Below are 21,350 nucleotides of genomic sequence, written 5' to 3'. Positions count from 1 at the left end.
GTCAGAGTCCGAACTTCTCATCGATGAACTGGAACAACTCGTCGTCCGACGCGTCGTCGAGCGCCTGCGGCGCCTCGTGCGGTTCCTCCGGGGGCGCCTGCCGGTCACCGGCGTGCGCGAGGATCTCCTGAAGGGCGCGGGAGACGGCCGACAGGCGGTCCGTGTCCGCCGGTGCCAGCGCCGACGCGTCCAGGGCGGTGACGGCCGCCTCCAGCGCGTCGACGTCCACCGGCCGCTGCGCCTCGGCGGCGGCGCCCACGCCGAGTTCGGCCAGCACATGGCCGGCGAGCGCGGTCGGCGTCGGATGCTCGAAGACGAGCGTGGCCGGCAGCCGCAGACCGGTCTCCGCGTTCAGCCGGTTGCGCAGTTCGACACCGGTCACCGAGTCGAACCCGAGCTCCTTGAAGGGGCGCCGGTCCTCCAGCGGCTCCTCGGGGCCGTAGCCGAGGACGGCCGCGGTGTGCGCACGCACCACCTCCAGGACGGCGTCGGTGCGCTGCCCGTGCGGCAGCCCCTCCAGACGCCGGCGAAGATCCGGCTCGCCCGGGCCGTCCTGGCCCGCCGCCGCGGCGGGCGCGGAGGCGGCCCGGGTCAGTTCCACGACGTCGGGCAGATCGGCGAGCAGGGGGCTCGGCCGGGCCGCCGTGAACGCCGTCAGGAACCGGGGCCAGCGCACGTCGGCCACGGTCTGGCAGGGCCGCCCGCCGTCGATGGCCTGCTGCAGGGCGATCAGGGCGAGATCCGGGTCCATCTCGGGCACCCCGTGCCGCTCCAGGACGCCCCGGACGGCGCCGCGGGCCAGCCCGCCGCCGCCCCAGGCACCCCACGACACACAGGTGGCGGGCAGCCCCCGCAGGTGACGCAGCTCGGCGAGCGCGTCGAGGTAGGCGTTGGCGGGCGCGTAGTTGCCCTGCCCGGGGATGCCGACGGTCGCCCCGTACGACGAGAACAGCACGAACGCCGACAGGTCCTGCGCCCGGGTCAGCTCGTGCAGGTTCCAGGCGCCCTGGGCCTTGACGCGCAGGACCCGTTCCACCTGGCCGGGGTCGAGCGCGTCGACCGTGGCGTCGTCCAGGGCGGCCGCCGTGTGCAGCACCGCGGTGAGCGGTCCGTGCGCGGCCGCGCGGTCCAGGACGGCGCGCAGCGCTTCCAGGTCCGCCACGTCGCAGGCCTCCACGACCGCGTCGGCACCCAGCGCCCTCAGTTCTTCGACGAGCTGACCCGCGCCCGGCGCGTCCGGGCCGCGACGGCTGGTCAGGACCAGGCGCTCGGCGCCCTGTCCGGCCAGCCAGCGCGCCACCCGGCGGCCGAGTGCGCCCGTGCCGCCGGTGACCAGCACGGTGCCGGAGGGCCGCCAGGTGTGGCGCGGCGCCTCCCCGGCCCGGGTCAGGCGGCGTGCCCGTACCCCGTCGGTGCGCACCGCGACCTGGTCCTCCGTGCCGTCGCCGCTCAGCAGTGCGGCCAGGCGCCGCCAGACGCCCGCGTCCGGCGAGCCCGGCAGGTCGATCAGACCGCCCCAGCGGTCGGAGTGCTCCAGCGCGGCCACCCGCCCCAGCCCCCAGATCATGCGCTGGGCGGGGTCGACGGCCAGGTCGCCGGGTCCGGTCCGGACCGCCTCGCGGGTCACGCACCACAGCGGGGCGGTGAGCTCCACGTCGCCGAGTGCCTGGACGGCCCGCAGCGTCGCGGTGTATCCGGCGGGCACCGAGTCGTGCCGCGGGTCGCTGCCAGTCGCGAGGGCGAGCAGCGACAGCACACCGGCGAACTCCTGCCCGGAGTGGGCCGCGTGGTCCTCGCACGCCGTGCGCAGCGCCTTCGCGGTGAGTTCCCGCTCCTCGTCTCCGAGCACGACCGCAACGAGGTCGGCACCGGCGTCCGTCAGGCCGCGCAGCACCTCGGCGGCCCGTGCCTCGCCCGCCGGCAACAGCGCGAGCCAGGGCGCGGCGGGCGGCGGTCCCGCGGGGTCGGTGATCTTCTTCCACGTGATCTCGTACCGCCAGTCGCGCACCCCGGCCGTCGCGCGGGTGCGCCGCCGCCACGCGGACAGCGCGGGAACCAGTTCGCCGAGGCCCGCGGCCGGGCCGACGTCCAGGGACGCGGTGAGCGCGTCCAGGTCGCCGCGTTCCACCGCGGACCAGAACTCCGAGTCGTCCGCGCCCGAGGCCGCCGGGACCGCGGCGGGGGAGCCCTCGACCGGGTCCAGCCAGTGGCGCCTGCGCTGGAACGCGTACGGCGGCAGATCGACCGTGCGCGGCCCGCCGGGGCCGCTGCCGGTGAAGGACGCCTGCCACGCCACGTCGGCGCCGCGCACCCAGGCCTCGGCCGCCGAGGACAGGAACCGGGAGGCGCTGTCTGTGCGGCGGCGCAGGGTGCCGAGCGCGGTGGCGCCCGCCGCGCCCGCCGTCTCCTCGACCGCGAGGGTCAGCACCGGGTGCGGGCTGGCCTCCACGAACAGGCGGTGTCCGCGCTCGGCGAGGGCGGCGACGGCGGATTCGAACTCCACGGTCGTGCGCAGGTTGCGGAACCAGTAGTCGGCGTCCAGCTCCGCCGTGTCCAGCAGGCCGCCGGTCACCGTGGAGAAGAACAGCGTTCCGGCGGAGCGCGGCCGGATCGGCGCCAGCACCGCGAGCAGTTCCTCGCGCAGGGTGTCGACCTGGGCGGAGTGGGAGGCGTAGTCGACGGGGATGCGCCGGGCCCGTACGTCGTCGGCGGCGCACTGCTCCATCAGCTCGTCCAGGGCGTCGGGCGCGCCGGAGACCACGGTCAGGCCCGGGCCGTTGACCACGGCCACGGACAGGTGCCCGTCCCACCGCGCGATGCGCCGCTCGACCTCGGTGCGCGGCAGGGCCACCGACACCATGCCGCCGCGGCCGGTCAGGGACCGTGCGATGGCCTGGCTGCGCAGCGCCACGACGCGGGCACCGTCCTGCAGGGAGAGGCCTCCGGCCACGCAGGCCGCGGCGATCTCGCCCTGGGAGTGGCCCACCACGACGGCGGGCCGCACCCCGTGGGCGCGCCACAGCTCGGCCAGCGACACCATCACCGCCCACAGCACGGGCTGCACCACGTCCACCCGCCGTAGGGCGTCCTCGTCGGTGAGTGCCTCGGTCGGCGACCAGTCGACGAACTCGCCCAGGGCCCGCGCGCACGCGGCGTAGGCGTCGGCGAACACCGTTGAGTGGTCGAGCAGTTCGCGGGCCATGCCGGCCCACTGCGCGCCCTGCCCGGGGAAGACCAGGACACAGCCGTGGTCCGGGTCGGCCGGCTCGCCGCCGTCACCGGTGACCAGTCCGGGGATGCTGCGGTCCGCGGCCAGCGCGGCGAGGCCCCGCAGGAAGCCGTCGCGGTCGTCCGCGACCACGACCGCGCGGTGCGCGAACGCCGTACGGGTGGTGGCCAGGGAGTGTCCGACATCGTCGGGGGACAGCCCGGGACGGTCGTGGACGTGGTCGTGGAGGGCCGCGGCCTGGGCGCGCAGCGCCGCCGGGGTCTTCGCGGACAGCACCCAAGGCCGGGCCGGTCCGGCCTGTGGCGCGGCGCCGGTGGCGGCGGCCCAGTCCACGCCGACGCCGTCGTGCCACAGGGCGTGCAGCAGCTCTTCCAGAGTCTCGGTGGCGGGCCGGTTCCGGCGGCACGCGGCGAGCACACGCGTCTCGTCGGCCGGACCGTCCGCGCGGTCGGCCAGCGTGCGCCGCACGGGCGTGGACACCACGGGGTGCGGGGCGATCTCCACGACCCGCAGTCCCCGGCCCGGTGTCCGGGGCAGCCGGCGCACGGCCTCGTCGAGCAGCATCGGGCGGCACATGTTGCGGGCCCAGTACCGCGCGTCGAGCAGCGTGCCGTCCAGGTGGTCGCCGGTCACCGTCGACAGGAAGGGGATCGAGGCCGCCGCCGGACGCAACGCGCCCAGCCGCGCCACGAGTTCGTCGGCGAGCGGAGCCAGCTCCGTACTGTGCGAGGGGTAGTCGATGTGCACCCGGAACGTCCGCACGCCGGCGTCGCCGAGTTCCCGCTCCACCTCGGCGAGGGCGGCCGTCGTTCCCGACAGGCAGACCTGGCCGGGCGCGAGGTGTCCGGCGAGGGTGACGCGGCCCCGCGCGAGGGCAGTGGCCCGCTGCGCGGTCAGTTCGCACACCAGCATCGAGCCGGTGCCGGCGGCGCGTTCGGCCACGAGCCGTGACCACACGCCGATCACATGGGCGCCCTGTTCGAGGGTGAGCGCGCCGGCGACGACCGCCGCGGCGACCTCGCCGACGCTCTGCCCGAACACCACGTCCGGGACGACGCCCCACCGGCGCAGGGTGCGGGCCAGTGACACCTGCAGGGCGAACAGCACGGGCTGCAGCACCTCGGTGCGTTCCAGCCGGCTGTCCGCGGCGACCAGTTCGTCCAGAACGGACCAGCCCGTCACGGCGGCCACGGCCCGGTCGGCCTCGGCGAGTTCCGCGCGGAAGGCCGGTTCGGCCAGCAGATCGCGTCCCATGCCGGTCCACTGGGAGCCGTGCCCGGAGAAGCAGAACGCGACGGCCGGTGCCTGCTCGGGCCGTTCCCCCGCCGCCGCGGGCGCGGTCAGGGCCCGGCGGTGCGGGGCCTCCGTCAGGGCCAGGTGCACGTTCGTGCCGCCGAAGCCGAAACCGCTCACGCCCGCGTGGCGGGGGCCCTCGGGCCAGTCGCGGGCGGCCGTGACCACCTCCAGGCGCAGGCCGGTGAAGTCGATGAGCGGGTTGGGACGGTCGAAGTGCAGGCCGGCCGGGAGCCGGCCGTGGTGCAGGGCGAGGGCCGTCTTGAGGACGCCGAGGACACCGGCGGCCGGTTCCAGATGGCCGAAGTTGGTCTTCGCGGAGCCGAGCAGCAGCGGCGTCGTCCGGCCCGGCGCGAACACCTCGCCGAGCGCCGCGGCCTCGATCGGGTCGCCCAGCGGGGTGCCCGTGCCGTGCGCCTCCACGTATCCCACCTGGTGCGGTGCGACGCCCGCCGCCCGCCAGGCCGCCCGGACCACGTCGACCTGGGCGCGCGGATTGGGCGCGGTCAGCCCGTTGGAGGCGCCGTCGTTGTTGACGGCGCTGCCGCGCAGCACCGCGTAGACGCGGTCGCCGTCGCGCAGCGCGTCCGACAGGCGGCGCAGCACGACCACGCCGCAGCCCTCGCCGCGTACGTATCCGGCGGCGTCCGCGTCGAAGGCACGGCACTGGCCCGCCGGGTTCATGCCGCCGAACTTCGTCATCGCGACCGTGGTGTGCGGGTGCAGCACCAGGCTGACCCCGCCCGCCAGGGCGATGTCGGACTCGCCGCGGCGCAGGCTGTGCGCGGCCATGTGCACCGCCGCGAGCGACGAACTGCACGCCGAGCCCACCGAGAGCGCCGGCCCCTCCAGGCCGAGCGCGTACGCGATGCGGGCCGGCACGATCGAGGTGTCCCAGCCGACCGCCGAGTGCGAGCCGATCGTCTCGGGCCCCGCGCCGGTCGCCAGCTGGTACTCCTGCCACATCGTGCCGAAGAAGACTCCGGTACGGCTGCCGGCCAGCGTGCCGGGGACGATGCGGGCGTCCTCCAGCGCCGCCCACGCCACTTCCAGGGCGATGCGCTGCTGCGGGTCCATACGGGCCGCCTCGGCGGGCGAGATCCCGAAGAAGGCGGCGTCGAAGCCTGCCACGTCGTCGAGGAAGCCGCCGCGGCGCGTGGACATCGTGCCCGGCGTCTGCGGGTCGTCGTCGAACCACTCGTCGGCGTCCCAGCGGTCCCGGGGCACCTCACCCACGGCGTCGCGGCCCGCGAGCAGGGCCTCCCACAGGGCGTGCGGGGTCGCGATGCCGCCCGGCAGACGGCAGCCCAGACCGACGAGCGCGATGGGCTCGTCGGCGGTGACCGCCGCGGTGCGCCGCTCGCCGGCGGCCGTCCGGTCCGGCTCCCGCTCACCGGCGAGTGCCGCGGCCAGCTCCGCCACGGTCGGGTGCTGCCACAGCAGCCAGCCGGGCACGGCCCGGCCGAGCCGCTCGGTCAGCGCGCCGGCCAGCCGCGTCACACCCGACGAGTCGACACCGAGGTCGCGCAGCGCGACGGTCACGGGGACCGCCTCCGCCTGTGTGCCGAGCAGGTCCGCGACCGCGTCGCGCAGGAACTCCGCGATGTCCGCGGCCACTGCCTCCGTTGCGTTAACACCCATGTGACACCTTTTGGTTGCGTCGGCCAGGATCTGTGCTGGTCGCTGCCGGGAACCGTCGACATCAGGGGCCGTGGAACCACCTGCCCAAGGGCATCACGGCGCACTTGACGCGGAGTCGACTCCACTCCGCGCGGCACTCGACTACGACCTGGATCCCGGGCGGGGCGCGGTGGCGAGGAGCCGCGGGAGACCACCGAAGGTCTGCCCGGGGTCCACGCCACCGGTGTCGCCCGCCCGGGCGGGGTGAGGTGCGGATCAGACGCCGTCCGCCGGGACCGCGGCGAGCAGCTCGGCCACCATCGCCTCGGCGTTCTCCAGCGGCGCGGCGTGCGAGCCGGCGATGGTGCGCAGCGAGAACGCCCCGAGGGACAGCTCGCGCCAGGCCTCCATCGCCTGCGGCGCCGCCACCGGGTCGTCGGTGGCCGCGACCGCGAACACCGGGACCTTCAGCGTCTCCCGCCGGAGGTCCGTGAGTGCGCGCCGGTGGCTCGCGCCCAGCTCGGTGTCGGCGTGCAGCCGCTCCGCGTACTCGACGAGCAGCTCCTCGTTGTCGAGGATCTGCCGGGGCAGCAGCCCGTCGAGCGCCTCGGCGATCTCGGCCGGCGAGGCACCGTCGCGGCCGGCGGCGACACCGGCCCGGCGCACGAAGTCCGACACCTCGGCGTACGGCGTCTGCGCGCACGCCACCACGAGGGACAACTGCGGCTCCTCGGGCCGCAGCCCGAGCCGGTGGGCCACCTCCCAGGCCAGCCAGGCGCCCTGGCTGTGCCCGAACAGCACCAGCGGCACGTCGCAGCGGTCGGCGAGCGCCGCCGCCACCTCGTCGGCCACCTTCATCATGTCCGTCAGCGGCGGCTCGTCCGTGCGTGCCTCACGGCCCGGCAGCTGCACCCCGACGAGCTCCACACCCTCCGGCAGCGCGCCGATCAGCGGGATGTAGCCGCCGGCCGTACCGCCCATGCCGGGCATGCACACGATGCGTGCGCGGGGCCGTGCCGCGGGCTTCAGCACCCGCAGCCACGGACTGTCCGCGTCGGCCTGCGGCTCCTGCTCGCCGCCCAGCAGCTCGCCGAGCAGATGACGGCCGAGCGCCGCGCAGGTGGAGTGCCGGACGAAGACGTTCGTCGTGAGGGCCAGACCGGTGAGGCGGGCGAGCGCGCCGCGCACCGTGACCGCCATGAGCGAGTCGAACCCGAGCTGCAGCAGCGGCTGTTCGACGTCGAGCGCGTGCGCCTCCATGCTGAGGGCCTGTGCCACCTCGGCCCTGACCAGCTGGGTCAGGGTCCGCAGCCGCTCCTGCCGGTCCATGCCGGTCAGTTCCGCGCGAAGGTCGTCACCGGCGCGCGGGTCGAGCGGCGCGTCGGTCGCGGCCAGTGCCGTCCGCACGTCGTCGATGTCACCGATCAGCGGCCGGGGCCGGGCCGCGCTGTAGGCCGGGGCGAACCGGGCCCAGTCGATGTCGGCCACGCCCAGCGCCGGCAGGCCGGCGTCCAGGGCGAGTCCCAGCGCGTGCAGCGCGCGGCCCGGCTCCATGGCCATCAGGCCACGTGCCCGCACACTCTCCTCTTCCTCCGCGCTGAGGATGCCGTCGACCGCCCAGCGGCCCCAGTGCAGCACCGTCGCGGGCAGCCCGGCCAGGTGCCGCTCCCGCGCGAGCGCGTCGAGCGCGATGTTGGCCGCGGCGTACACCGCCTGGTGGCCGCTGCCCCACAGCCCGGCGCCGCTGCCGTACAGGACGAACGCGTCCAGCGGACGGTCCCCGAGCACCTCGTGCACGTGTCGGGCACCGTGCGCCTTCGCCGCGAGTTCCCCACCGATCTCCTCGTCGGAGATCGAGTCGAGCGGGCCGGCGGCGGAGACACCGGCCAGGTGCGCGACCGTGCGCAGCGGCGCCCCGGCCGTCTCCGCGGACGCGATCAGCTTCTCGACCTGCGTGCGGTCCGAGACGTCGCACGGCACGAGCACCACCTCGGTGCCCTTCGCGGCGAGGTCCGCGCGCAGAGCGGTGATCTCGTCGGTCTCGCGGGCCCGCCGCGACGCCAGGACGATCCGGGTGGCGCCCCGGCCGGCCAGCCAGCGGGCCAGGTGCCGGCCGAGCCCGCCGGTGCCGCCGGTGATGAGCGCGGTGCCAGAGGTCGACCAGCCCGCCTCGCCCGGCTGCGGCGCGGTGCGCACCATGCGGCGCACGAAGCGTCCGCCGGGGCGCAGCGCCACCTCGTCCTCGTGGTCACCGGCACCCAGGCTGAGCACGAACTGCGCCGCCCAGTCCTCGTGCGGCAGCGGCGGCACGTCGATGACGCCGCCCCACCGCTGGGGCTGCTCCAGGGACACGACCCGGCCCACGCCGCGCACCAGGGACCCCAGCGGGTTCGGCAGCGGCTCGACGCCGTCGACGCTCACCGTGCCCGAGGTCAGCGCCCACACGGGCACGGGCCGTCCGGTGTCCCCGACGGCCTGCACCAGGGCGAGCACCCCCCGCAGCCCCTCGGTCACGCCCTGCGCGTCCGCCGTGTCGTCCAGGCCCGCGAGCGTCACCACGCCGAGCAGTCCGCTCGGCAGCGCCTGCAACGCCCGGGCCAGGCCCGCACGGTCCGCGGCGCCGTCGATCCGGTGCACGGTGGCCCCGGCGAGCCGCAGTTCCCGCTCGATCTGCTCGCCGTACCCGGCGTCCGCGGCCTGCCCGGGGCAGGTCACCAGTGCCCAGTCGCCGTCCACCGGCCCGGACGCGGCCGGCTCGGCGGGCCGCCACACCTCGTCGTACAGCCACGAGGCGATGGCGGAGCGGCCCTTCTGCTCGTCCTGCCACGCCGACAGCAGGGGCAGCAACTGCGCGATGCCCGCCCGCAGTTCCTCGGGAGCGCCCAGCATCTTCGCGACCCGGTCAGCGCCGCCGTCGTCCACGGCCTGCCAGAACGCGTCGGTCGCGGCGGGCACGGTCCGCTCGGGCGTGGTCTCCGGCTCGGCCCAGTACCGCTCGCGCTGGAACGCGTAGGTGGGCAGGGGCACGGCCGGGGCGTCGCCCAGGGCCCGCGTCCAGTCGACCTCGGCACCGTGCACGTGCAGCCGCCCGACGCCGCGCAGCACCTGCGCCAGGTCCCCCTGGTCGCGCTGGAGCGTCGGCACGGTGACGGTCTGGTCGTACCCGGCGTACAGGGCGCCGTCGGTGAGCGGCATCAGCAGCACCGGGTGCGGGCTCACCTCCACGAACACGTCGAAGCCGGCCGCCAGCAGCTGCTGGTGCGCCAGGTCGAGGCGGGCGGTTTGGCGCAGGTTGCGGCACCAGTACGCCGCGTCGAGCTCCTCACCGCGCACCCGGTCGCCGGTGACGGTCGAGTAGATGGGGATCTCTCCCGCGCGCGGCCGCAGCTCGGCCAGCTCCTCCGCCAGGACGGGCAGGACCGGATCCACGTGGTGGCTGTGCGCGGCCATCCGGGCTTCCAGGGGACCGCACGCGATGTCCTCGTCGTCGAGGCGGAACAGCAGGTCGTCCACGGCGTCGGCGTCACCGGAGACCGTCACCGAATGCGGCGTGTTCACCGCGGCGATCGACACGGTGCCCTCGTACTGGGCGACCCACGTCTGCGCCTCGGTCGGCGGCAGCTCCACCACCGCCATCCGGCCGGAGCCGGACTGCCGCTGCATGGCGGCGGAACGCGCCGCGATGACGCGCGCCCCCTCCTGAAGGGTCAGCGCCCCCGCGACCACCGCGGCCGCGGCCTCGCCCTGCGAGTGGCCGACCACGGCGGCCGGCTCCACACCGAGCGAGCGCCACACGACCGCCAGGGCCACGTACATCGTGAAGCGCAGCGGCTGGACGATGCCGAGGTCCGACCACTGCGAGCCGTCCCCCTCGCGCAGCAGCTCCGTCATGGAGCGGCCGGTGAAGGGGGCGAACGCGGCGTCGCACTCGGCCACGGCCCGCGCGAACACCTCGGACTGCTCCAGCAGTTCACGGCCCATTCCGGCCCACTCGGTGTCCTGGCCGGGGAAGACGAAGACGACGCGGCGGTCGGCGGCCGTCCCCTCGTCCAGGGCGGGGTGCGAGCGGCGCTCGGCCAGCGCGGCGAACGCAGCGCCCGCCTCGGCGGCCGTGGCCGCCGTGACCGACGCCCGCGCGCTGAAGTGCTCGCGTCGGGTCGCCGCCGACACCGCGACGCGCCGCAGCGGCACCTCGGGGTGGATGGCGAGCCAGTCGGCCCAGCGGGCGGCCTGCGCACGCAGCGCGTTCGTGTCACGCGCCGACAGCACGACGGGCATGGCGCCGTCCGTCCCGTCCGCCGCGGACTCGTCCACGACCGGCGCGGGGGCCTCCTCCAGGACGACGTGGGCGTTGGTGCCGCCGATGCCGAACGAGGAGACGCCCGCCCGGCGCGGCCCGTCCGCGACCCAGTCCTTGGTCTCGGTGTTGACGTAGAACAGGTCCGGGTCCAGGTCCATGTCCGGGTTGGGGCGCTTGAAGTGCAGGGTCGGCACGAGCTCCCGGTGGTGCAGGGTGAGCACCGTCTTGATGAGCCCGGCGACTCCGGCGGTGGTGTCGGTGTGGCCGATGTTGGTCTTCACCGAGCCGAGCGCGCACGGCTCGTCGCGTTCGCCGCTGCGGAACACCTCCTGAAGCGCCTGGACCTCGATGGGGTCGCCGAGCGCGGTGCCGGTGCCGTGCGCCTCGATGAAGCCGACGCTGTCCGCGCTGATGCCCGCGGTGCTCTGCGCGGTGGCGATGACCTGCGCCTGCCCGGCGACACTCGGCGCGGTGAAGCCGACCTTGTCGGAGCCGTCGTTGTTGATGGCGCTGCCGCGCACCACCGCGTAGACGGTGTCGCCCGCGGCGAGCGCGTCGGAGAGGCGGCGCAGCACCACCACGCCGACGCCGTCACCGAACACCGTGCCGGCGCCGTCCGCGTCGAAGGCCCGGCAGCTGCCGTCCGGCGAGACGACCATGCCCTCCTGGTACGGGTAGCCGTTCTTGAGCGGCACCGACACCGAGGACGCGCCGACCAGGGCGATGTCCGACTCGCCGCGCAGCAGGCTCTCGCGGGCCAGGTGCGTGGCGACCAGACCGGTGGAGCAGGCGGTCTGCACGTTCAGCGCCGGTCCGCGCAGGTTCAGCTTGTGCGCGACGCGCGGCGCCAGGAAGTCTCCCTTGGTGCCGACCATGTTGCGGAAGAAGGACGACAGGTCGTTGATCTCGTGCTGCTGGTAGCCGCCGGACCCGGAGCCGCCGAACACGGCGATCGGGCCGTCGAACTCCTGCGGCACGATGCCCGCGTTCTCCAGGCCCTCCCAGGCGCATTCGAGGAAGAGCCGGTGCTGCGGGTCCATCGCCTCGGCCTCGGTACGCGAGTAGCCGAAGAACCCGGCGTCGAACCGGTCGACGTCCTCGACGTACCCCTTGGCCCTGACGTATGAGGGGTGGGTGAGCAGGGCCTCGGGGACGCCGGCCTCGCGCAGTTCGGCCTCGGTGAAGCGGCTGATGAGCTCGCGGCCCTCGCGCAGGGCCTGCCAGAAGGAGTCGATGTCGGGCGCTCCGGGCAGGCGGCAGGCCAGGCCGACGACGGCGATGGCGTCCTCGGCCGGATCACCGGACGCGTGCCGGGCCGCGCGGGCGGCCGGGCCGGTGGACGTCCCGGTACCGCTCAGGTGCGCGGCCAGTCTGCGCACGGTGGGGTGGCGGAAGACGGTGGCCAGCGGGAACTCGCGGCCCAGCTCCGCGCAGATCGCCTGGTGGGCGCTGAGCGCGGACATGGACGTGCCGCCGAGTTCGAAGAACCCGGTGTCGCGGTCGACGCGGGGCAGGCCGAGCACGGCCTGCCAGGCCCGGGCGACGACGTCCTCCACCGCCTGCGCCGGGTCCGTCGCGTGCGCGGCCTCGGCAAAGCCGTCACCGGTCGCCTCGGCGACGGAGTCGGGCGCGGGCAGGGGAAGGGCCTTGAGGGCGTTGCGGTCGGTCTTCTCGTTGGGGGTGTGGGGCAGCTCCGCCATACGGACCAGCCGGGCCGGGACCATGTACGCGGGCAGCCGGCCGGCCAGATGGGCGCGCAGTTCCGAGCCGTCGGCGGTGCCGGCGGCGGGTGTCCAGTACAGGAACAGGGCCGGGTCGCCGGGGATGTCCTCGCGGACGATCGCGGCGCACTCCAGCACGGCCGGGTGGCCACCCGCGACCGACTCGATCTCGCCGAGTTCGATGCGGTGGCCGCGGAGCTTGATCTGGGCGTCGGTGCGCCCGCAGAACTCCAGGGTGCCGTCGGGGCGGTAGCGGACGATGTCGCCGGTGCGGTACATCCGCGCGCCCGGCACGGGGCTGTGCGGGTCGGGGAAGAAGCGCTCGTCGGTCAGCTCGGGCCGCCCGTGGTAGCCGCGGGCTACGCCGTGGCCGCCGATCCACAGCTCACCGCGAGTGCCGCGCGACACCGGCTGCAGGTCGTCGTCGAGGACGTACAGGCGGTTGCCGTGCAGGGGCCGGCCCAGGGACACCTCTCCCGGCTCCAGGGTCCAGGACGACGACCAGACGGTCGTCTCGGTGGGCCCGTACATGTTGGTGATCTCGCCGCCGCAGCGGCGCAGCAGCTTCTTGGCCAGCGCCCGGTCGAGGGCCTCGCCGCCGACCAGGAGGCGCTGCAGACCGTCGAGCAGGGCCCGGCCGTCGCGGTCCGCCAGCAGCATGCGGGCCAGGGACGGCGTGCACTGCAGATGAGTGGGGGACGACGCGCGGTAGCGGCCCCAGTCGGCGACGGTGCCGTCGGCCACGATCACCCGGTAGCCGCGCGTGAGCGTCCACAGCAGCTCGACCGTGGAGATGTCGAACGACGGACTCGTCACCGCCAGCCAGGTGTCACCGCTGCCGCCGCCGACCCGGTGGTCCATCGCCGTGCAGAAGTTGGCAAACTGGGCGTGCTCCAGCATCACGCCCTTCGGCTTGCCCGTGGAACCGGACGTGTAGATGACGTACGCCAGGTCCGAGAGGGCCGGCAGCGCGGGGGTGTCCGTGCCCGCGAAGGCGTGCACGTCGACGGGGAGGACGTCGATGTCGTCGCCCCCGCCGGTGAACGTGCCGTCCGGGGTCGTGAGTACGGTGCGCATCCCACTGTCCCGGACGACGTGCTCGATTCGGGAGGCGGGGTAGGCGGGGTCGAGCGGCACGTACGCGCCGCCGGCCAGCCATGTGCCCAGGGCCAGCACCACGAACGCCGCCGAACGCGGCGCGTGCACGCCCACCAGCACGTCCGGGCCGACACCCCGGTCCTTCAGCAGGCGCGCGACCGCGCCCGCCGCCACCGTCAGCTCCCGGTAGGTGAGCCGGTGTTCGCCGTGGACGAGGGCCTCCTCGTCGGGTGTGGCAGCGGCCTGCTCCCACACCCGCTCCAGAGCGGTCCGCGGGTCCTCCAGCTGCGGCGCCACGCTCCCCGACTGTTCCGACAGCCAGGCACGCTCGGACGCGCCGAGCACCTGGAGCCGGCTCACGGGGGTCGCGGGGTCGCGTACGACCGATGCGAGCAGCTCGGTGAAGTTCTCCGCCATCCGCTCGGCGCCCGCGCGGTCCAGGACGTGCGACTGGAACTCCAGCTCGCCGCGCAGCCCGTCCTCGTCGGAGACCAGCGTCAGACCCAGCTCGAACTTCGCGGCGCCCCGCACGTTGCCGAGCGCGCTGCCCGTGCCGAGCGGCATCCAGGCGTCGTCGCCGGCGCCGAGGAACGGCGCGGCCGCGCCGAGGTAGTTGAACGCGGCCCGGAAGAACGGGTTCTCCTCACCGGTGCGCTCGCTCGCCGCCGTCCGCACGATCTCCGTCAGCGGCACGCTCTGGTTCTCCAGTACTCCCAGCACCCGGGGGCGCATGGCGGCCAGGAGCCCGGTGAACGACGGGTCGCCGGTCAGGTCGCAGCGCAGCGGAAGGGTGTTGGCGAGGAAGCCGGCGATGTTCGCCGCGCCGGGCACCTGCCGGTTGCCCCACAGCGTGCCGACCGCGAAGTCGTCCTGGCCGCAGTAGCGCTTCAGCAGGACCGCGTACGCGGTGACGAGGACCGTGTACGGGGTGACGGACGCTTCGGCGGCCAGCCGCTCCAGGCCGTCGCGCAGAGCGGCGGGCACGGTGAAGTACACGGCGTCGCCGTCGGGGCGGCCGTCCGGGGCCTCCGGCGCACCGGAGGGGAACTCCAGGCGCGGCACGCCCGCCAGTTCCTCGCGGAAGAAGTCCAGAGCGGGGGCGAAACGCCCCTCGTGCACCCAGCGGTCCTCCCACAGCGCGTAGTCGCCCAGCTGGTGGTCCACCGCGGGCCGTTGCGGCTCCCGGCCGTCCCGCAGGGCGTGGTAGGCCTCGTACAGGTCCTGAAGGAAGATGCCGCCGGACGACCAGCCGTCCGTGATCGAGTGGTGCAGCACGAAGCACAGCAGCTGCCCGCCGCCGGGGAGATCGAGGACCAGACCCCGCACCAGGGTGCCGCCGTCCACCGTGAACGGTGCCAGCTCCTCCTGGCGCACACGCGCTTCGACCGCGGACTCGTCGGCGTGCGACAGGTCCTCGTGCACCAGCGGGACCGGCAGGGACGGGTGCACGACCTGCACGACGTCACCGTCCTCCACCCGCAGCGTGGTGCGCAGCGACTCGTGCCGGTCCACCACCCAGTCCAGGGCGCGTGCCAGGACCTGAAGGTCCACGGGGCGCACGGTGCGCTGCCGGCACACGGCGTTGTACTGCGCGGATCCCGGGTGCAGATGCTCCATGAACCACAGACGGCGCTGTCCGTGGGTCGCCGGGTAGGTGCTGACGCCCTCCGCCCGCACCAGGGCGGGCAGTTCCGGCCCCCGCGCGGCCGCGGCGGGCCTTTCGGAGGCCTCGCCCAGACCGGCGAACACCTCCGTGAGCAGGAAGCGGGCGATGGCCCGGGGCGTGGGGTGGCTGAACGCCAGGTCGGAGGGGAGCGCGGCGCCCGACACGTCGGACAGGCGCTTGCGCAGCTCCACCGCCATCAGCGAGTCGATGCCCAGTTCCCTGAGCTCTTGGTCGGCCCCGACGCCGCTCGCGCCGGAGACGCCCATCACGACGGCGACCTCGCCCTGCACGATCCCGGTGAGCAGCGCCTCCCGGTCCGCCTCGGCGACGGCGGCGAGCCGGTCGCGCAGGGACACGCCGGTGCCGGACGCCTGGGCGGCCTGGCGCAGCTCGGGCCGCGGCCGGACCAGAGCCCGCAGCAGTGCGGGCACTCCGGCGCCCGCACCGCGCTGCAGTGCCGCCGTGTCGAACTTCACCGGGACCAGGTGGGTCTCGGGGCGCCCGAACGCCGTGTCGAACAGGTCCAGGCCCTCGGGCACGGTCAGCGCGTGTGCCCCCTGGCGGCGCATCCGGGCCAGCTCCGCCTCGCCGAGGTGCGCGGTCATGCCGGTTCCGCTCTGCGCCCACAGGCCCCACGACAGGCTCAGCGCGGGCAGCCCCCGGTGACGGCGGTACGCCGCGAGGGCGTCCAGCACGGCGTTGGCCGCGCCGTAGTTGCTCTGGCCGGGGGAGCCGAGGGTGCCCGCGGCAGAGGAGAACAGCACGAACGCGGCGAGATCCAGACGCGCCGTGAGCTCGTGCAGATGCACCGCCCCGTCGACCTTCGAGCTGAACACGCCCGCCAGCCGCTCCGCGCTCTGACCGGCCACCAGCCCGTCGTCGATCACCCCGGCCAGGTGCAGTACGGCCGTCCACGGGTGGTCGCCGGGCACGTCGTCGAGCAGGGCCTGCACCTCGTCGCGGCGGCTGACGTCGCAGGCGACGATGCGCACGGTGGTGGCGCCTGCGGTGGTGAGGTGGGTGGTGAGGGTGTCGGCGCCGGGGGTGTCGGGGCCGCGGCGGGAGGTGAGGACGAGGTGGCGTATGCCGTGGGTGCGGATGAGGTGTTCGGCGAGGGCCTGGCCGAGTGCGCCGGTGCCGCCGGTGATGAGGGCGGTGCCCTCGGGGTCCAGCGGGCGGGGCAGGGTGAGGACCAGCTTGCCGGTGTGCCGGCCCTGCGCCATGAACCGGAACGCGCTGGGCGCCTCGCGGACGTCGTAGGCGTGCAGGGGCAGCGGACGGATCGTGCCGTCGGCCAGGAGTGCGGTGATTTCCTGGAGCATCTCCTGGATGCGGTCGGCGCCGCTGTCCATGAGGTCGAAGGCCTGGTAGCGCACGCCGGGGTGGTCGGTGGTGACCTGGTCGGGGTCGCGGATGTCGGTCTTGCCCATCTCCAGGAAGCGGCCGCCGTCGGTCAGCATCGTCAGGGTGGTGTCGACGAATTCGCGTGCGAGGGAGTTGAGGACGACGTCGAAGGGCACGTCGTTCCAGGTGTCGGCGTAGGTGGTGTCGCGGGAGGAGGCGATGTGGTCGTCGGCGAGGCCCATGGCGCGCAGGGCGGGCCATTTGGCGGTGCTGGCGGTGCCGTAGACCTCGGCGCGGAAGTGCCGGGCGAGCTGGACGGCGGCCATGCCGACGCCGCCGGCGGCGGCGTGGATGAGGATCTTCTCGCCGGCCTGGAGTCTGCCGAGGTCGACCAGGCCGTGGTAGGCGGTGAGGAAGGTGAGGGGGACGGTTGCCGCTTCGGCGTAGGAGAGGTGGTCGGGGATGGGGGTCATGACCCGGGCGTCGGCGCGGACCTCGGTGCCGAAGGAGCCCACGGCCAGGCCCATCACCCGGTCACCGGCCCGCAGATGCCTCACCTCAGCACCCACCTCCACTACATCGCCCGCGAACTCCAGCCCCAGCTCCGGGGCGTGCACCATGTCGAGGGCGTTGAGCACGTCACGGAAGTTCAGTCCGGCCGCGCGCACCTGGACCCGGACCTCGCCGGGGCCGAGCGGTTCAGCCGTGTCCAGGGGCACGGCCTCGAACGTGTCGAGCCTGCCCTTCTCCCGCACGGTCAGATGCCAGGGCCCGTCCCCGGCGGGCGGTGCCACCGCCGGACCCGCCTGGGCACGCACCAGACGCGGAGCGCACACCCCGTCGCCGCGCAGCGCCAGTTCCGGCTCGTCGGCCACGGCCAGCGCGGCCCGCAGAACAGCCGGGTCCCACGGCTCGGCGCCCACGTCGACCAGGCGCAGCATCCGCTCCGGGTGCTCCACCCGGGCGGTGCGCACCAGCCCCCACACCGAGGCGTCGGGGAGAGCGCCCGCACCGTCCTCCGGCCGGGCCGCGATCGCGTCCCGCGTCACCCACACCACCTCGGTGCCGGCGAACCGCTCGTCGGCGAGGACCCGTTGCACGAGCGCCAGCGCCTGTCCGGCCGCGGCCCGTGCGGACCCGGCGAATGACCACGCCGCCTCCGCCGCGCGCCCGGCCCCGGTCAGGTCCACCACGAGGCGGCGCGGTGCCGCGTCGTCGGCGAGCTCGTCGACGGCCTCGACGCCGAGCGCCTCGGCGACGGCACCAGCGCCGAGCACCACCAGGCCCTCCCTGTCGGGCTGACCGGCGGAGTCGGCATCCACCTGCCGGAAGTCCAGGCGGTACAGATGCTCGGCGCCGGTGCTCTGAGCGGCCCGCAGCTGCTCCGCCGTCGCCCGCTGCATCCGCAGGGCACCGGCCCGCAGGACCGGCGTCCCTTCGGTGTCCGTCACCAGGACCGAGGCCACCGGGGTTCCCCCCTGCGGCTCCAGCAGCTCGATACGCACCCGCAGTTCGGTACTGCCCGTGGCATACACCTCCACGTCCGACCAGGCGAACGGCAGGATCACCGTGTCGGCGTCCTCCGGCCGGTCCTCGGCCGACGTGATGCCGGCCAGCACGTGCAGCGCACCGTCCAGCAGGGCCGGGTGCACGCCGTACCCGTCGGTCGGCCCGGACTGCTCCGGCAGCACGACCCGCCCGTATGCGACGCGGCCCCGGGTCCGCAGCTCCTTCAGGGCGCGGAACGCGGGCCCGTACGTGAAGCCCTGCTCCTCCAGACCCTCGTAGAAGCCGTCCAGGTCGACTCCGTCGGTGTCCGGGACCGGCCAGCCGAGCAGCTCGGGCGCTCCGCCGGGGGTCGCCGGCGCGTCCGCCAGTTCACCCGTCGCGTTCAGGTTCCACGCGCCCGGATCCGGTGTGTCCTCGAACTGGCTGTAGACGGCGAGGGAGCGGTGGCCGTGCTCGTCGGGCCCTTCGACCCGCACCTGCAGCCGCACCGCCGAGCCGCCGTTCAGCACCAGCGGCTTCGCCAGGGTCAGCTCCCGCACCCGCGCGGCACCCACGGCCCGCGCCGCCGCCAGGGCCACGTCCACCAGACCGCTGCCCGGCACCATGGCCGCGCCGAACACGGCGTGGTCGGCGAGCCAGGCGTGCGCACGCGGTGACAGCCGGCCGCTCAGCAGATGACCCTCGTCCTCCGGCAGCGTCGCCACCGCGGTCAGCCAGGGGTGGCCGGCCGGCGTGAGCCCGGCCGCCGTGAGGTCGGTGTCCGTCCGGGCCCCGGACGTCGCGGGCAGCCAGTAGCGCTGGTGCTGGAAGGCGTAGGTCGGCAGGGGAGCCGCGGTGGCCTGGCTCGGGGCGAACAGGGCGGACCAGTCGACGGTCCGGCCCTGGGTGTGGAGGCGGGCGACGGCCTGTGTGAGGGCGAGGGCTTCGGGCCGGTCCTTGCGCTGGGCGGGGACGACATGGGCCTGGGTGTCCTCGGGGAGGCAGGTGGTGGTCATGGCGGCGGCGGTGCCGTCGGGGCCGAGTTCGAGGTAGGTGGTGGTGTTGAGGTTGTTGAGGGTGGTGATGCCGTGGGCGAAGCGGACGGTGTTGCGGATGTGCTGGGTCCAGTAGTGGGGGGTTTGGATGTCGTCGGTGGCGGGTTGGCCGGTGAGGTTGCTGATGATGGGGATGGTGGGTGGGTGGAAGGTGATGGTGGTGAGGGTGGTGGTGAATTCGTCGAGGATGCTTTCCATGTGGGGGGAGTGGAAGGCGTGGGAGACGTTGAGCCACTTGGTTTTGCGGCCTTGGTCTTCGAAGTGGCGGGTGATGTCTTCGACGGCTTCGTCGTCGCCGGCGATGACGGTGGAGCGGGGTCCGTTGAGGGCGGCGATGGAGACTTGGTGGGTGCGGCCTTCGAGGTGGGGGAGGACTTCTTCTTCGGTGGCCTGGAGGGCGACCATGGGGCCGCCGTGGGGGGCGGTTTGCATGAGTCGTGCGCGGGTGGCGACGAGGGTGCAGGCGTCGGGGAGGGTGAGGATGCCGGCGATGTGGGCGGCGGTGACTTCGCCGATGGAGTGGCCGATGAGGTGGTCGGGGGTGATGCCCCAGGATTCGGTGAGGCGGTAGAGGGCGACTTGGTAGGCGAAGAGGGCGGGCTGGGTGTATTGGGTCTGGTGGATGTCTTCGCTGGTGTGGACGAGGTCGCGCAGGGAGCGGCCCAGGAGTGGGTCGAGGTGGGTGCAGACTTCGTCGAAGGCTTGGGCGTAGGTGGGGTAGTGGGTGTAGAGGTCCTGGCCCATGCCGGTGCGTTGGGTGCCCTGGCCGGGGAAGACGATGGCGAGGCCGCCGTGGGGGGTGGGCTGGCCGGTGACGAGGCCGGGTGCGGTGGTGTCGTTGGCGAGTGCGTCGAGGGTGGTGAGGAGTTCGTCGGGGGTGGTGGCGGTTGCCACGGCGCGGTGGTCGAAGTGGGTGCGGGTGGTGGCCAGGGCCAGGGCGGTGTCGTGGGGGTCGGTGCCGGGGTGGGCGCGGACGTGGGCGGCCAGGCGGGCTGCCTGGTCCCGCAGCGCGGCCGCCGTCTTGCCCGACACCGTCCAGGGCACCACGGGCAACGCGACCCGCTCGGCGTCCGCCGGCTGGTCGTCCCCGTCGCCCTCGGGGAGGGTGTCCTCCGGCGCCGGAGCCTGCTCCAGGACGATGTGAGCGTTCGTACCGCTCACCCCGAACGACGACACACCGGCCCTGCGCGGTCCTTCACCGTCCCACGGACGCGACTCCGTGAGCAGCCGGACCTCGCCGGCGGACCAGTCGACGTGTGAGGTCGGCCGGTCGACGTGCAGGGTCTTCGGCAGCGTGCCGTGCCGCATGGCCTGCACCATCTTGATGACACCCGCGACACCGGCCGCCGCCTGCGTGTGACCGATGTTGGACTTGATCGAGCCCAGATACAGCGGCCGGTCCCCGGACCGGTCCTGGCCGTAGGTGGCCAGCAGCGCCTGCGCCTCGATCGGGTCGCCCAGGGTGGTGCCGGTGCCGTGGGCCTCCACCACGTCCACGTCACGCGGCGTCAGCCGGGCGTTGGCGAGGGCCTGCTGGATGACCCGTTGCTGCGAGGGGCCGTTGGGGGCGGTCAGACCGTTGGACGCGCCGTCCTGGTTGACCGCCGAACCCCGCACCACGGCGAGCACGTCGTGCCCGAGCCGGCGGGCGTCCGACAGCCGCTCCACGAGGAGCATGCCCACGCCCTCCGACCAGCCGGTGCCGTCGGCGGCGTCGGCGAACGGCTTGCACCGGCCGTCGGCCGCGAGGCCCCGCTGCCGGGAGAACTCCACGAACGTGCCCGGCGTCGCCATCACCGTCACACCGCCCGCGAGCGCGTACCGGCACTGGCCGGTGCGCAGCGCCTGGATCGCCCAGTGCAGGGCGACCAGCGACGACGAGCACGCCGTGTCCACCGTCACCGCCGGGCCCTCCAGGCCCATGGTGTACGCCACCCGGCCCGAGGTGACACTGCCGGCGTTGCCGTTGCCGATGAAACCCTCGAGGTCCTCGGGCACGTCCCGCAGCCGGGCCACGTGGTCGTGGTACATGAGCCCCGCGAACACGCCGGTCTGCGAACCGCGCAGCGAGACCGGGTCGATTCCCGCCGACTCCACGGCCTCCCACGCGGCCTCCAGCAGCAGACGCTGCTGCGGGTCCATCGCCAGCGCCTCACGCGGGCTGATCCCGAAGAACGCCGGGTCGAAGTCCGCGGCGTCGTACAGGAAACCGCCCACGTTCGTGTAGGAGGTGCCCGGGCGGTCCGGGTCCGGGTCGTACAGGGCCTCCAGGTCCCAGCCGCGGTCCTCGGGGAACGCCGACATCCCGTCCCGGCCCTGCGCGACCAGGCCCCACAGGTCCTCCGGTCCGCGGACGCTGCCCGGGTACCGGCAGGCCATGCCGACGATGGCGATCGGCTCGTGTGCCGCGTCCTGGACCTGCTGCAGCTTTTCGCGGGTCTGCTTCAGCTCTCCCGCGGCACGCGCCAGGTATTGACGGAACTTGTCCTCGTTTGACATTGGGCCCTCGCTGAGTTCTGCGTTGTGCTGACGCGTT

At 74.5% G+C, this 21,350-nt stretch carries 2 protein-coding genes; both read right to left on the bottom strand.

Annotation, left to right across the window (positions count from 1 at the left end; genetic code table 11):
* Nucleotide 1: 1 nt before the first annotated feature.
* Nucleotides 2–6,163, bottom strand: coding sequence for an SDR family NAD(P)-dependent oxidoreductase (locus tag AC6F7H_RS00240; protein ID WP_500754460.1), 6,162 nt, complete (start codon nt 6,161–6,163; stop codon nt 2–4).
* A gap of 255 nt (nt 6,164–6,418) precedes the next feature.
* Nucleotides 6,419–21,313, bottom strand: a complete 14,895-nt coding sequence (locus tag AC6F7H_RS00235; RefSeq protein WP_500754458.1) for an amino acid adenylation domain-containing protein — start codon at nt 21,311–21,313, stop codon at nt 6,419–6,421.
* Nucleotides 21,314–21,350: the final 37 nt, after the last annotated feature.

The sequence above is a fragment of the Streptomyces sp. MMS24-W38 genome, assembly GCF_059889265.1.
This window is presented reverse-complemented; position numbering and strand designations above follow the sequence as displayed.

Coding starts and splice junctions, on each gene's coding strand:
- AC6F7H_RS00235 (WP_500754458.1), bottom strand. CDS start 21,313: ATGTCAAACGAGGACAAGTTCCGTCAATACCTGGCGCGTGCCGCGGGA.
- AC6F7H_RS00240 (WP_500754460.1), bottom strand. CDS start 6,163: ATGGGTGTTAACGCAACGGAGGCAGTGGCCGCGGACATCGCGGAGTTC.